This is a genomic window from Microcoleus sp. MON1_C5, assembly GCF_036701875.1.
Taxonomy (GTDB): domain Bacteria; phylum Cyanobacteriota; class Cyanobacteriia; order Cyanobacteriales; family Microcoleaceae; genus Microcoleus.
This window is the reverse complement of record NZ_JAUBRN010000009.1, coordinates 19,272-35,560: the sequence shown is the minus strand read 5'-3', so window position 1 is coordinate 35,560 and position 16,289 is coordinate 19,272. Positions and strand designations below refer to the sequence as shown.

The 16,289-nt window shown below is 47.5% G+C and carries 5 protein-coding genes; 2 read left to right on the top strand and 3 right to left on the bottom strand.

Translation table 11 applies throughout. The features are described 5' to 3' along the window. Positions 1-61: 61 nt before the first annotated feature. Positions 62-904, bottom strand: a complete 843-nt coding sequence (locus QUA71_RS06525; RefSeq protein ID WP_333214487.1) for a pentapeptide repeat-containing protein — start codon at positions 902-904, stop codon at positions 62-64. Between the two features lie 419 nt (positions 905-1,323). Here QUA71_RS06525 and ilvD point away from each other — a divergent pair, with 419 nt between their 5' ends. Next, positions 1,324-3,009, top strand: a complete 1,686-nt coding sequence (ilvD, locus tag QUA71_RS06520; protein WP_333283443.1) for a dihydroxy-acid dehydratase — start codon at positions 1,324-1,326, stop codon at positions 3,007-3,009. A 107-nt stretch (positions 3,010-3,116) separates the two neighbouring features. Here ilvD and QUA71_RS06515 read toward each other — a convergent pair whose 3' ends face one another. Both QUA71_RS06515 and QUA71_RS06510 read right to left on the bottom strand, forming a co-directional pair. After that, on the bottom strand, positions 3,117-3,647 hold the full coding sequence (locus QUA71_RS06515) for a hypothetical protein (protein WP_333283441.1): 531 nt from the start codon (positions 3,645-3,647) through the stop codon (positions 3,117-3,119). 253 nt (positions 3,648-3,900) lie between these two features. Then, positions 3,901-5,832 (bottom strand): ATP-binding protein, encoded by a 1,932-nt coding sequence (locus tag QUA71_RS06510; protein WP_333283439.1) that lies wholly within the window; start codon positions 5,830-5,832, stop codon positions 3,901-3,903. 2,212 nt (positions 5,833-8,044) lie between these two features. On the opposite strand from QUA71_RS06510, the gene QUA71_RS06505 reads away from it, so the two are divergent. Then, positions 8,045-16,288: a PAS domain S-box protein gene (locus QUA71_RS06505; RefSeq protein ID WP_445243756.1), complete on the top strand. Its 8,244-nt coding sequence runs from the start codon at positions 8,045-8,047 to the stop codon at positions 16,286-16,288. The last annotated feature ends 1 nt before the right edge of the window (position 16,289 follow it).

Below are 16,289 nucleotides of genomic sequence, written 5' to 3'. Positions count from 1 at the left end.
AACAGTTAACAGTCAACAGTCAACAGTCAACAGTCAACAGTTAACAGTTAACAATCAAATTTTAAGAATCATTAGTCGTGCCGTCCGGCATAATTGCCCGCCTCAAATCTGCATCGCGGAAGTTAGTTCGATTGAGATTAGCGTCAATCAAAACCGCTTCCAACAAAACAGCCCCGCTAAAATTAGACCAGCACAGCTTGGCACGGTACAAATTAGCACCGCTCAAATTAGCTTTTGCTAGCGTTGACCAACTCACATTAGCAACTCTCAAATTAGCATTGCTCAGATTAGCTTCGCTCAGATTAGCTCCCACCATCGTTACTTGGCGCAAGTCTGCACCAGTCAGGTTAGCCCCGCTGAGCATCGCCCCGCTGAGAATTGCCTGATTCAGGTTAGCTCTTTCTAAAAGCGACTGGCTAAGAATGGCATTTGTCAGGTTTACCGCTTTGAGAGTTGACCAACTCAAATTTGCCTTCATCAAATTAATGCGAATCATGCTAGCGTCGGTTAAGTTGGCCGCAAACAAATTCGCTTCGGTAAAGTTGGCTTCGGTCAAATTAGCTTCGGTCAAATTAGCTTTGGTCATGTTGACTTCTCTGGCCATTGAGCCGCGCAGGTTGGCTCCCATCAGGTTAGCCCCGCTGAGATTGGCGCGGCTCAAATCGGTACCGATGAGATTTGCTTCGCTGAGGTTGGCTTCCGTCAAGTCCACCCCTGCCAATTTCACCTCGCGCAAGTTCGCTCCCGTCAGGTTAGCGCCTTTGAGGTTTGCGTCTTGGAAATTCGATCTGGTAAAGTTAGCCTCGCTGAGGTTTACCCCTTTTAAGTCGGCCCCGACGAGGTTAATCTCTCGAAAATTTCTTTCTCCGGCCGCATATTGCCTCAGAATTCGATCGGCCTCCATGTCATTCGCCTCGCAATTTTTTTAAACGTTAGAGTGATGGGTGTTACCACATCATCCCAGATAACCACGGTATTCACTCTGCACGCTGTAGTATCTGTAGAATCTTTGCACGGCTTTCCGGGCACTGCTGTGCCACTGCCTCCTAAAAGGTCTGACAAATATCAAAGCTTCTGAGAAAATCAACAATAGGGTAAAACTCTCGGCGCTCGGCACTGAGTCAGTCGATTTTAGATTTTAGATTTTAGATTTGCTCCACAGATTCATCTGGGAGCCGGAACTTTGGTCTAAAATTATGGGCTCACCACGACGATTATCGGAAACTTGTATTCGTTTTTGGGCGAGCTGGCAGTTGACAACTGAACAACGGTCAACTGTCAACTGTCAACGGTCAACTGTCAACAGACAAAGGAAATTTTAAAATGCCTGAAAATTTGAGAAGCCAAGCTGTGACTGGGGGCGTGCAGCGCGCGCCCAACCGAGCAATGCTGCGGGCAGTCGGTTTTGGTGACGGCGATTTCACTAAGCCGATTGTGGGGATTGCCAACGGGTACAGCACGATTACGCCCTGCAATATGGGATTGAACGAGCTCGCTTTGCGGGCCACTGCGGGTGCAAAGGAAGCTGGGGCGATGCCGCAGATGTTCGGTACGATTACTATCAGCGACGGGATCTCGATGGGAACTCAAGGGATGAAATATTCTCTGGTGTCGAGAGATGTGATTGCGGATTCGATAGAAACTGTTTGCAACGGCCAAAGTATGGACGGGGTGCTGGCTGTCGGCGGTTGCGATAAGAATATGCCGGGGGCGATGATTGCGATCGCCCGCATGAACATTCCTGCTATTTTTGTTTACGGCGGCACGATCAAACCAGGACACCACAACGGAAAGGATTTAACCGTTGTCAGCGCTTTTGAAGCAGTCGGTCAATTCAGCGCGGGCAAAATTGACCAAACAGAACTCAATGCAGTGGAACAGAATGCTTGTCCGGGTGCGGGTTCTTGCGGCGGAATGTTCACAGCAAATACGATGTCGAGTGCTTTTGAAGCGATGGGCATGAGTTTGCCTTATTCTTCGACAATGGCTGCTGAGGATGCCGAAAAAGCTGACAGCGCTGCCGAATCTGCAAAAGTGGTGGTGGAAGCGATCCGCAAACAGTTGTTACCGAGCCAAATTTTGACTCGCAAGGCCTTTGAAAATGCGATCGCGGTAATCATGGCAGTCGGCGGTTCAACCAATGCTGTGCTGCATTTATTAGCCATTTCCAATGCGATCGGCGTTGAGTTGTCCCTCGACGATTTTGAAACTATTCGAGCGAAAGTGCCGGTGCTGTGCGACCTCAAACCCAGCGGCAAATACGTAGCAACCGATTTGCACAAAGCCGGCGGCATTCCCCAAGTAATGAAAATCCTGCTAGAACAGGGTTTGCTGCACGGAGACGCGCTGACAATTACCGGTCAAACTCTTGCGGAAGTGTTAGCAGATATTCCAGCCGAACCCCGCACCGACCAAGATGTCATCCGCCCTTGGAACAACCCGATTTACGCCCAAGGACATTTAGCAATTCTCAGGGGAAATCTGGCAACAGAAGGAGCCGTTGCTAAAATTACTGGCGTTAAAAAAGCGCAAATTACTGGCCCAGCGCGGGTATTTGAATCTGAAGAAAATTGTTTGGAGGCAATTTTAGCGGGCAAAATTCAAGCCGGAGATGTGATTGTCGTCCGCTACGAAGGGCCCAAAGGCGGGCCGGGAATGCGCGAAATGTTAGCACCAACTTCGGCAATTATTGGCGCTGGTTTGGGGGATTCTGTCGGGTTAATTACTGACGGCCGCTTCTCTGGCGGAACTTACGGCATGGTTGTCGGGCACGTGGCACCCGAAGCGCAAGTTGGCGGGACAATTGCTTTGGTACAAGAGGGCGATTCAATTACGATTGATGCTCAAAATCGCTTGTTGCAGCTCAATGTTTCTGATGCAGAATTGGAGCAGCGGCGGGCTCTTTGGCAGCCTCCTAAACCTCGCTATACTAGGGGCGTTTTGGCTAAATACGCTAAGTTGGTTTCTTCTAGCAGTGTCGGTGCTGTGACTGATTTGGGTTTGGGTTAAAGTTGGAAATTTTTTAACCGCAGATGAAGGCAGATAAACGCAGATAAAATCCTATCTGCGTTCATCTGTGTCCATCCGCTGATATCTGCAGTTACAAAAATCCCAAATTAACGGCGCTGATTCAAAAAGCGGCTAGCCATCGACATGGCGTCAGTAATATCTACATCGCCGTCTCCATCTCCATCTAAAAACGTATTCAAAACGGGATTTCCGCCCTGGGCAGGATTTTGGGCGTTGCCGCCGGTTTGTAGCAAATTCAGTACGAGCGGCACCAAAACAGGTATCATCGCTTGCACTGTGGCGTTATTTAAACCGGTTCTTTGGGCGATATCGGCTATTATTTGCGTCAGTTGGCCGGCTCCGAACAAACTCTGTACCGCTTGGGGATTGGGATTTGTACCGCTAAATTGGTTGACAAGTTGTTGAGCTTGTGCGTCTCCCGACTGCGATCGCACGTTTTGCAATGCCGATCGCACGTGTCCGCCCAAAACCGACATTGCTAGCTGAGTCGTACCCGCATCGATGCCCTGGTTGCCGCTCAACTGCTCTACCGCACCGAGAATGTTGCCCAACTGATTGGGGCTTGCTTGTTGGTTGGGATTGTCGATCGCGCTCAAAATTTGGTCAAATAGTCCCATAATTTTCGCTCCGTACAGTGATTGCTCAACTTTAAATTATAGCAAATCCTGTTTTTCAAGATTATGGAAAATAGTTTTTATTTTGGTATTATCACTCACCCAGTGGGGTAGCGACAGCCAGTCAGTAAGCAATCTCATACAATTTTAGATTTTAGATTTTAGATTTTAGAGATGGAATGAATTATGACATCAGATTGGGGAGCTTGCTTGCAGTTGCATTCTTTTTTCCAACAGGGATAAAAACGGATGATTTTTAAGTTTTTACAGTTCCTCTTTTTTCGGCCTGGGTTGGCACTTTATCGTTGCCTATGGAATTTGATTCCCGAGCAATTGGAGGTGGTAAGAGCGCATTTGGCATTGAATCCTCATACTTAATCGGCAGGGCGATCGAAAATTCCGTCCCCGTTCCCACCTCCGACCAAAAGTTAATCGTTCCCCCGTGTTTCTGGACGATAATTTCGCGACCAATTGCCAATCCCAAACCAGTACCTACACCTCTCGGTTTAGTAGTAAAGAATGTTTCAAACATTTTTTCTTGACTCTCGGGCGCTATTCCCATACCGTTATCAGAAATTCGCACTACCACGGAGTCGTCGTCCAAGTATTCTGTAGCAATCACAATTCTCGGCGAAAAACTCGGTGTTCCTTGTTTGCTTGAGTCCGAAGCCGATTGTTTTTTCGCCTCCTCAGAGCTGGTTTTCTCAATTTTTGCTTTCTCTTCCACAGCATCTAGTGCATTGTTCAGAAGATTCACAAATACCTGGTAAAGCAAACCCATATAGCCTTCAATACTCGGGATGTTCCCGTAATTGCACACCACTTCAATGCCTTGTTTTATTCGGCTGTTGAGAATCAGCAAACTGCTGTCTATGCAGGCGTGCAAATCGACGGGATGAGGGGCAGCCTCATCGAGGCGAGAAAAATCTTTCAAACTTAAGATAATAGCTTTGGCTCTTTCAGCGCCTACTTGCATCGAGTCAAATATTTTGATCAAATCTTCTTTCAGAAAATCGATGTCTATTTCTTCGCCTTTCGCCAGCACTGCGGCAGGCGGGTTGGCAATTTCTGTTTCGTAAGTTTTGAGCAAATCTAAAATATCTTCAACATAATTTCGGGCTGGGTCGATATTGGCATAGATAAAATTGATTGGGTTGTTAACTTCGTGAGCAACACCGGCTAACATCCGCCCTAAAGTTGCCATTTTCTCATTTTGAAGTATCTGGGTTTGTTGTTCAGATTTCAATTCTTCTAGCAACTGATTTACTTTCTGAATCAGTTGATTCAGCGAAGCTGCTAATACTCCCACTTCATCGGTGCTGGTAACTGGTACTTGCAACTGAAAATTAGATTCTTCAGTGACTCGCTGAGCAATTTTAGTTACAGCGGCGAGGGGTTTGGCGATCGCCCGACTGGTGAAGCCCGCCAGCACTGCTGCAACGACGATCGACAGTGCCATGCTACCCAAAATTATTTGCACCCGCAGCGCCTGGGCTCGCAGCAGATCCTCCCGCCCTGCATCTTCTTGCTCTTGGGCGCGATCGATAATTGCTGCTATATCATTGACAGCCGTATCTAGTTGCAACCCTGTTTTATTTCGAGCGACATTCGACAGCAACTTACGTTTTACGCTTTGTTGAGCGGGGTTATTGGGCAACTGACTAATTTTTTTATTAACTATTTCTAGTTGATAAATATAATTAGACAGTAGCGAATCGCAAGTATTTCTAAATTTCCCTATCCCTTTTATTTGTTTCAGGTATTTAGGTTTCTTAACTTCAGATAGTAACTCTTTTAAGCTGTAAATATTCTTTTGTAGCTGTTGGTATTTGCTGTCAAATATTTGGGGCTTGTCGATGCCGTAAATCAGCCACTCTTGGCTGTTTTGCGTCCGCACTAAAGCCACCTGCAACTTATGTAAAAGCTGAGTTTCTCGATCGAGGTGTACTTGATTGTTAGTTCTGCGATAGTAATGAGTGCCCACCAACATCCCGACAGTCGTTCCCCCAATCGCAACACAAAGAGCCAGTGCGTACCCACGGCAGATTTTGTCATGAATACTGAGGTTGCCCAAGGAACGGGCTATTTGAGCGAAATAATTGGGCTTTGGTGGCTGGGTCTCTTTGATGTTATGCTCGCAAGAGGTAGAGAGTTCTTGTGAAGGCTGATTCAGATGTTTGAGCTGCATAGATGCTAACCTGTGAATAATTCACGCACTGACAATTCAGTCTACCTTAACTCGCGGCGGATTTGAGAGTACCGCATTGATATTTAATGTGATAATTTTTGTAAATTAGGATGCTCTTACCTTGCCTAAGAAACCCGGTTTCTCGTTGCCGCTTTCGGAGCTTCCAGGAGGCACTGACCTTAAGAAACCAGGTTTCTGGATACTTCATGTGATATTTTATTCTTAATAAAAAGGTATGGCTCCACTCGCGAGGGAATAAATCACCGAATAAATAAGTAGGTAGATGCAAATAAGCCAGCCTGCGGTTCGGTAGACTAATAAGCTGTAGCTTAAGTAGGTAGGCGGGAAGAACAATCTTTATGTAACTAAATATTAAGTATCGTGATTAAAGTGAAATTTAACAGATTGTGTACGGTAGTTTCCTCTTTCTCCTCTAACTTCTAATCTATGAATTACGGCGTGGCGACTTCTAACTTCAAGTCAAATATCTCTCCCCCTAATTCATCTTTTTTCATGGGTTGCCACTCCAATTAAATTTGGTTTATGTCGGCACCATATTTGGATAATAAAAAATAGGTAAAACCTATTTTTTATTATTCGTTGTAATTCTTGAAATCGGTGTATTATTAGTTGTTTTGGATGATGATGCTGGAGCGTCTAATCTTAACATATTTTTGGGCTTATTGTTCCATGAGCTTGATATAAAGTTTTCGCTAAATAAACCAAATTACCAAACCGCAAACCCAGCTAATTTAATGTTATAAAATTCCTACAATAATTTACGATCCCGCCGTTTCGTTTATTTCAGCAGTTTTTACTCCCCTCGTTGGTAATAAGTGTAACCAGGTTCACTCCATGCACAAAACCCTCATTGAAACAAATATTTTCACTCAATTTCTTCCACCCATCCAGTTCATTCCAACATATCTAGGTCTGGTTTAATTTGGTGTAATACAGCTTCCTGGTTTCCTTTATGACTCTTCCTCCCTCATTGGCAAATAAACCCTTTTATTTAGTATTTTTTAATTCCTTGTGACTTAATATAATAGAACGCTCTTTTTATAATTTCTAATATAACCCTGTTGTATGTAAGGAGTTTTTTTTGAGGCATTATTATAAAAACTCTATGTCTTCTTCTTTTAACTTCGGTTTTAAAAAGCGGTCACGAAATAACCAAACCTTTTTCGTTCATAGTTTGTGCCATTTATGTAAAACCTATTTCCCTGTTTGTGGAGTTCAATTAATCCGGAGCAGCTATTTTTCCAACGTACCAGCCATGTGCATTTAATCTAACTAAAAGGGCGGGCGTACTTAAGTTTTTGTGTTCCATCCGCCGTTCTCAATTCTCAGAGATTTTTGTCTTGCTTTTGAGTCAAAAATACCCTTAATATAGCCCCCATATATTTAGTTTACTCAGTAGAAACATTCTCTGTAGTCACTTATATCTTTAACAGAGTTTTATTTTCTCACGCCTACTTACTAAAACTATATTTGGGTGTTGACCTCGTTTTAGAGAATCGGTTATATTCCCTTTCTTTTAAATCTCCTACTTTATCAACAATAATTATAAAAAATTATAATGCTGGTAGTTGTTGTAGAATAAGGTTTAATCTAGCTCTCTCAAGCCTTCTAATTTTCAATTAATTCGCTTAGAAAATCCCAGAGTTTTTGTTGATTGCTTAATCCCACTACACGAGATATTGCTGGTAGTGTTTTACGCTTCCTATCAGAAAAATCCCACATGAAAGTAATTAAATGCCTCACAATTTCTCACTTCGGGGAATAGTGTTCTGTATGCTCTGTATAATTCACCGTAATCGTCAATCGTCAACAAATTTTATCTTTACGCCGAGTTCTCCGAGCTTCAACATAGTCGTAAAGGGTTTACGGCACTTTCTTTTTTTATTATCTCATGAAATAGATGAAAGAGCGTTACTTTGGGTTTTTATTATCTCATGAAATAGATGAAAGAGCGTTACTTTAGATTTTTATTATCTCATGAAATTGATAAGAAATCGTTATTTTATAGTCGCCTAATTTCCCTAACTCATTTCATGCAAAAGCGAACTGTAAGTAAATATAATATTTAGAGAATGTCGTGCAGCTAAGTAACTATTCTCGTTACTATGGCTGACGCCAAGCTACGCTATCAGCTCATGTGTTTAAGGCGAAGTGTTTAAAAAAATAATCAGCAATAAAACCCTATAAACTCATGTTCATGCGTACTACGGCTCTCACTCCAATAGAACTGAGGACTGCGATCGTCCGGGAACCCTTGGTGGTTTCGCCCGATACGACGGTGATGGATGCGATCGCCCAAATGAGCGGCGTGCGATCGCTCTGCAACACCCCTAGAACGGCCGACGGTCAACTCGACGACCTCCACCTAGAGGCGCGATCGAGCTGCGTGTTGGTAGTGGAAAACGAGCAATTGGTCGGCGTACTGACCGAGCGAGACGTGGTGCGGCTGAGTGCCCAACAGCGTTCCTTGGAGAATTTGGTGCTCCGGGAGGTGATGGCACACCCCGTCGTCACCCTCCGCGAGTCCGCCTTCACCGATTTATTTTTTGCGATTAATCTGCTCCAGCAGCACCACATTCGCCATTTACCAATCCTGGACGATCTCGATCGCCTAGTGGGCCTAGTGACTCACGAAAGTCTGCGCCAAACCTCTAGACCGATCGACCTGCTGCGGTTGCGTATGGTAGCAGAAGTGATGACCAGCGAAGTGATTTGTGCTGCGCCAGATTCTTCCCTACTGGCGATCGCCCAACTTATGGCAGAGCATCGCGTCAGTTCCGTGGTGATTGTACACCCAGGCGGAATCTCTACTCAACCGCTACAAATTCCAGTGGGGATTCTCACCGAGCGGGATATTGTGCAATTTCAGACATTGGGCTTGAACCTGGAAACCTGTCTGGCTCAGGCGGTAATGAGTACGCCGATTTTTGCCGTTAGACCCGACGATTCGCTCTGGACTGTGCAGCAGATCGTGGAACAGCGATCGATCCGTCGGTTGGCGGTGACAGGGGAGCTAGGAGAACTATTAGGCATCGTCACCCAGACCAGTTTGCTGCAAGCCCTCAACCCGCTGGAGCTATACAAACTGGTCCAGAAGTGGGAAGAGAAGGTGGTGCGCCTAGAAGCGGAAAAGGTGGCGCTGCTGGCAAATCGCAACCTTGAGCTCGAGCAGCAGGTGGAAGCTCGGACAGTCGCCCTCAAAGCAAAGGCCGATCGAGAACAACTTCTCAATACCATTGCCGACCAGATCCGCTCGTCCCTGAATTTGTCAGATATTCTGCAGACTACGCTACAGGAAAGTCACTCGCTTCTGGGGTGCGATCGCGTCATCATTTACCAGTTTCAACCTGACTTTAGCGGCACCGTGATTGCGGAAGCGATTACTGACACGGGGCGATCGGTGCTTCATAGGGAAGCCCACGATCCTTGCATGAGCCCAGAATGGCTTGAACCCTATCGCCAGGGCAGAATTCGCATCATCAACGACATCTACGGCGAACCAATGACCCAGTGCCATCAGGAAATGTTAGTGGGGTTTGATATTCGCGCCAAGCTGATGGTGCCGATCGTGATTGAGGAACAACTGCGCGGATTAATGATCGCCAGTTATCGAGCCAGTGCACACTCTTGGACGACTGACGAGATCGAACTCCTGCGACAAGTTTCTCTACAGGTGGCGATCGCCCTTGGGCAATCCACGATCCAGCAAAAATTGCAGAAGGAACTGGTAAAGCGACAGCGGATCGAAGCCACCCTGATCGAGAGCGAACAACGCTACGCCGCCCTTGCCGCTGCTGCTCCGGTGGGGATTTTTCGCACCGATGCTACGGGGCTATGCACCTATGTCAACGATCGCTACTTTCAGATCAGCGGACTCACACCAGGAGCCACTATCGGACAGGGATGGCAACAAGGAGTGCACCCCGACGATCGCGATTGGGTCATGGCCGAATGGAAGCAATTCATTCAAGGTAACCGCTCTTTTGAACTCGAATATCGCTTTCAATGTCCCGACGGTACGGTAACGTGGGTTTATGGGCAGTGCGTCGCCGAACTCGATGCAAATGGACATCGGAGCGGCTATATAGGCACCATTACCGACATTAGCGATCGCAAACGAACAGAAGTCCGCCTGCAAGAAAGCGAAGAACGCTACGCCACCCTAGTGGCAGCCGCTCCCGTGGGGATTTTTCGCACCGATGCTGTGGGCAATTGCATCTATGTTAACGATCGCTGGTGTCAGATCAGCGGACTCACCCCAAAAACCGCCGTCGGGGAAGGATGGCAACAAGGGCTACACCCCGACGATCGCGATTGCGTCATCGCCGAATGGGAGCAATCTATCCAAAGAAATCGCTCTTTCCAACTCGAATATCGCTTTCAACGTCCCGACGGTGGGGTAACGTCGGTTTATGGGCAGTCCGTTGCCGAACTGGATGCAGACGGGCAAGTAGTCGGCTATGTAGGAACTACTACAGACATTAGCGATCGCAAACAAGCCGAACAAAAACTCCAGCAACTCAACCAACAGCTAGAAACCAAAGTCGCAGAACGCACCCAAGAGCTTTGGCAAGTCAACAGCCTGCAACGCGCCATCCTCGATTGTGCTGATTACTCGATCCTCTCCACTGACCCAACTGGCATCATCCAGACCTTGAATGCCGCAGGCGAAAGGATGCTGGGTTACAGTGCTCAAGAAATCATCGGCCAAGCCACCCCCGCGCTCATCCACGATGCAAATGAGGTAATTGACCGGGCAGCATCACTATCTGCCGAACTAGGGCAAAATATTCCCCCCGGCTTTGAGGTTTTTGTTGCCAAAGCACGCCAAGGCTTGGTCAGCGAAGAAGAGTGGAGCTATATCCGCAAAGATGGCTCTCGATTTCCTGTGTCGCTCTCCATCACCGCCCTCAAGGATGTCAATCAGCAAATTATCGGCTTTTTAGGCATCGCCAAAGATATTAGCGATCGCAAACGTGCAGAAGCGGAACTAAAGAAAGTATCGGATCGCCTCGCCTTGTCTCTCAAATCAGGGGCGATCGGCTGTTGGGACTTCGATCTTGCACACAACACCGTCTTTTGGGATGAGCGGATGTACGAACTGTACGGTGTCACAAAACAATCTGATTCCCCTCTGCCTTACGACATTTGGGCAAACCGCCTACATCCCGAAGACCGCACTGCCACCGAAACATTGCTCCAGCAAGCCGTCTTAGGAGAGGCAGAATACGATACCGAGTTTCGAGTGGTGCATCCCGATGGCAGCCTCCACTTTATTAAAGCCTATGGTGTCGTCGTGCGAGATGCCCAAAGCAATCCCCAGAGCATGATAGGGGTCAACTTGGATATTAGCAGACGCAAACAGGCTGAACTCCAACGACAGCAGTTAATTCAAGAATTATCAGCCTTTAAACAAGCCTTGGATCAGTCTGCCATTGTGGTCATCACCGATCGCGAAGGGGTGATATCCTACGTCAACGATCGCTTCTGTGTAGTCTCTGGCTACTCCCGCGATGAACTGATCGGACACAGCCATCGCATAGTCAACTCTGGCTATCATCCCCCTGCTTTTTTCCAAGACTTGTGGCGCACCATTAACAGCAGTCAGATTTGGCGCGGTGAAATTTGCAATCGGGCAAAAAACGGTAGCCTGTACTGGGTCGCCACCACCGTCGTCCCCTTTTTGGACGAACAAAGGCGACCTTTTGAGTATCTAGCCATTGGCTTCGACATTACCGATCGCAAGTTGGCCGAAGCAACGCTTCGGCAGGAAAATACTTTCCGTCAACAAATTGTAGAAAACATGGCAGAAGGGCTGTGCGTTTTCCATCAAGTTGAGGAGTTTCCCTTTGTCCGCTTCACAGTCTGGAATCAGCAAATGCAAGCGATTACGGGTTACACCTTAGAAGAAATTAACCGTCTGGGGTGGTATCAAACCTTGTACCCGAATCTAGAAGATCGAGAAGAGGCGATCGCCAACTGCAGACAGATGCACCCGATCGCTGTGGAAAGGGAAATCCAGTGTCAAAATGGACAGCGGCGCACTATCTCCATTTCCACCTCTGTCCTATCGGGTGATGATGGACATCTCTATTCGCTGGCCCTGATCCAAGACATTACCGATCGCCAACAGACAGAGCGAGAAAATCGCCTGTTGAAAGAACGCCTGGAATTTCTTCTGGCATCGAGTCCCGCGATGATCTATAGCTGTAAGCCCAATCGCGACTATGACTCAACCTTCATCAGCAAAAATATCGAAACTATTTTGGGCTACAAGCCAAAAGAAGTTGTATCGACCCCCAGCTTCTGGACTCACCATCTTCACCCAGAAGATGCCCCTAGAGTTTTGGCCGATCTATCGGCTCTCTTTGAGTACGACACTCATCAGCATGAATATCGATTTTTGCATCGCGATGGTTACTACGTTTGGATACGGGATGCAATGCACCTAGTGCGAGATGAACAAGGTCGCCCAACCGAGATTGTTGGCTATTTTGCCGATATTAGCGATATCAAACAAACCGAAGAAACCCTAAAAATACAACTGGCGGCAATTGAGGCAGCGATCGACGGCATTGCGATTATCCAAGGAGATACCTACCTCTATTTGAATCAAGCCCATCTAGAACTGTTTGGCTACGAACATCCCCATGAACTGCTGGGCAAAACCTGGCAACTTTTGTATTTGCAACAAGAGTTAGAACGGTTTGAGCGGGAAGTCTTTCCGGTGCTGGGGCGCGATCGCGCTTGGGAGGGAGAGGCTGTCGCCATGCGTAAAGATGGCTCTACCTTTGCCGAAGGGCTGTCCCTCACCCTCACAGACGATGGATTATTGATTTGTGTATGCCGCGATATCAGCGATCGCAAACAGATCGAAGCCGAATTAGCAGAGAGTGAAGCTAAATTCCGGCGGCTGGTAGAAGGGGCTAATGATTTGATCTGGTCGTGTGAACCCGATGGCATACTCACTTATTTGTCACCGCAATTCAAGACCATGTTTGGCTGGGATGAGAGTGCATGGATTGGTAAGTCGTTTATATATCTGGTGCATCCCGACGATCGCTCTTTGGTGGTTGCTGATTATCGCGAGAATATGACACTTGGTAAAAAGTCAAGTGATTATGAGTTCCGACACCGCCACCGAGATGGCAATTATATCTGGGTGAGAAGCAGCGCCACACCCGTTATAAATGCTGAAGGGGAATTGATTAGCATCCAGGGAATTTTATCGGATATCAGCGATCGCAAACAAGCTGAACTCGCCAGGGAAAGCAGTGAAATGCGCTTCCGCCGGGTGTTTGATTCCTGTGTGAGCGGCATGATGTTTGCCGATTTTCAGGGGAACATTACCGAGGCCAACGATCGCTTCTTACAGATGGTTGGCTACACTCGGGAGGAACTAAATGCTGGGATGATTCATTGGGATGCCATGACCCCCCCCGAATATCTCCCCGCTGATTTTTTAGCGCTCGAGCGCCTGACACAGGATGGCGAGATCGACTCCTTGGAAAAGGAATACTACCGTAAGGATGGCAGCCGGATTTCTGTCCTGCTCGGAGCCGCACTCCTCCCAGATTCAGAGGATCAAACTATTTGTGTATTAGTAGACATCAGCGAGCGCAAACAGGCCCAGAAGGCTTTGCAGGAATCTCAGCAGTTTCTGCAAACGGTACTCGATACCATTCCGCTCGCGGTGTTTTGGAAGAATCGAGACTCGGTTTTTTTAGGATGCAATCAGCAGTTTGCCCAAACTCTAGGCTTGCCCTCTACGACCGAAAGTATAGGTAAAAAAGATTTAGATATTTGCCAAGAAGAAGTCGAGGCGAACGAGTATTGTGCGATGGATCGGCGGGTAATGGAAACGGGTGAAGCTATATTAGGGATCGAAGAAACGCTAACCCTACCTAATGGTAAACCAATATTTATCGAAACCCACAAGGCTCCCCTGCGAGACTGCTCAGATAATGTTATTGGTCTGGTAGGCACGTTTCAGGATATCACCGATCGCAAAGAAGCCGAACAGAGATTGCAACAACAAGCAAAACAGGAACGTTTGCTGGGAGCGATTACTAAACGGATGCGATCGTCTCTGCATCTGGACGAGATTCTCAATAGCACTGTTGAGGAAATCCATCAGGTATTGCAATCAGACCGAACGCTGGTTTATCGGGTTTTTCCTGAAGGGACGGGGGCTGCCATTGCTGAATCTGTTTCGCCCAATAGGCCTAGGCTCGTGGATATCCTCTTCCCAGAAGAGGTTTTCCCCGAAGATAACTACGAGCGCTATATCCAAGGAAGAGTTTATGCCCTCAACGATACCGAAGATGAAAACGAGTCAATCGTACCCTGCTTGGTTGAATTCCTCGCAGACATCGAGGTCAGAGCCAAACTCGTAGTTCCAATTATTCAGAATCAAACCCTCTGGGGGTTGCTGATTGTTCATCAATGCGATCGTCCGCGCCAATGGCAAGACTGGGAAATCAATTTACTTAAACAAATTGCTAACCAATTAGCGATCGCAATTCAGCAATCTTACCTCTACGAACAGGTACAATCGGAACTGGCTATCCGCAAGCAAACAGAAAATGCGATCGCTTTACAACTGCAACGGCAGCGAACTTTGGGAGCGATCGCCCAGCAAATTCGCGAATCGTTGGATCTCAACCAAATTTTGGCGGCTGTGACACAGCAAGTCAAAGAAATCTTGCAAGGCGATCGGATTATCGTGTTCCGGCTATTTGGGGATGGCAGAAGTCAAATTGTTGAAGAAGCTGTGTCTAGCGAGTTCCCCGCGCTCAAAGACGATCGCTGGGAGGACGAACAGTGGTCGCAAGAAATCCTCAACCGGTACTGGCAGGGCAAGCCCCGCATCGTCCCCGATGTAATGACCGATATCTGGACTGATTGCTTGGTGGAATACGCAAGCGTTGGTCAAGTCCAGTCCAAAATCGTTGCACCTATCCTGCAAGAAGTCCGAACCAGCGAAAGCCATAGATGGGTTGCCCCGGGGCAAACCAAGAAGTTATGGGGGGTTTTAGTCGTCCATGCCTGTCGAGAACAACGAGTATGGCAAGAGTCGGAAGCGCAACTCCTGCAACAAATTGCCAACCAGTTGGCGATCGCAATTCAACAAGCTAGCCTATTTAAGCAGTTGCAGCAGGAACTCACCGAACGACAACAAGCCCAGCAGCAACTCACCGAGCGCAACCAACAACTAGGAGCCTCTAACGAAGAACTCGCCCGTGCTACCCGTCTCAAAGACGAATTCCTTGCCAACATGAGCCACGAACTCCGCACCCCCCTTAACGCCATTCTGGGCATGAGCGAGGGGCTACAAGAGCAAGTCTTTGGCACCGTCAACGAACAACAAATCAAAGCTTTACAAACCATCGAGCGCAGTAGCTCTCACTTACTAGAGTTAATCAACGACATTTTGGATGTCGCCAAAATTGAATCGGGCCAAATGGAACTCGATTGCACCCCAGTTTCAATCAATCATCTCTGTCAATCCAGTCTGGCCTTTATCAAACAACAAGCCCTGCAAAAACGCATCCAGCTAGAGATTCAAATGCCACTCACTCTGCCCGACTTATTGATTGATGAACGGCGGATGCGCCAAGTCTTGATCAACCTGCTCAATAACGCTGTCAAATTCACTCCTAACGGAGGACGCATAACCCTAGAAGTCAGCCGTCAACAGCGCCCTGCCGACCCAGATTCTGCCGATTCCCCACCCCATTTTTTGGTCAAAGAGACTCTGCGAATTGCCGTCATCGATACAGGTATTGGTATTGCCCCAGAACATATCAACAAACTGTTTCAGCCCTTTATCCAAATCGATGGCGCCCTGAATCGTCAATATACAGGCACAGGCTTGGGGCTTGCCCTGGTGAAACGCATTGTCGAACTCCACGGCGGGCAGGTGGGGCTCACCAGCACTGTGGGTGTAGGAAGTTGCTTCACGATCGACCTTCCCTGCACTGGTTGTGCGCCCTCCTCTGTTGATGTGGAATCCCAAACAGAGTCCCGCATCGAACCCAGCCAGCCCGAACAGGGAGGCTCTCCCTTAATCTTGCTGGCAGAAGACAACGAAGCTAATATCACTACGATTTCGAGCTACCTGAGAGCTAAAGGCTATCGCATTCTCTTGGCTAAGAATGGAGAACAGGCGATCGCCCTGGCAAAGTCTGAAAACCCCAATCTAATTTTGATGGATATTCAAATGCCTGGTATGGATGGTCTAGAAGCTATGCAGTGTATTCGCAGCGATCCAAACTTAGTTGATATGCCGATCGTTGCCCTAACTGCCTTAGCCATGACGGGCGATCGCGATCGTTGCCTGGCCGCCGGAGCCAATGATTACCTCACCAAACCCGTCAAGCTGAAGCAATTGGCAAGCACTATTCAACAACTTTTAGCTTCTAAGCAAAGATAAC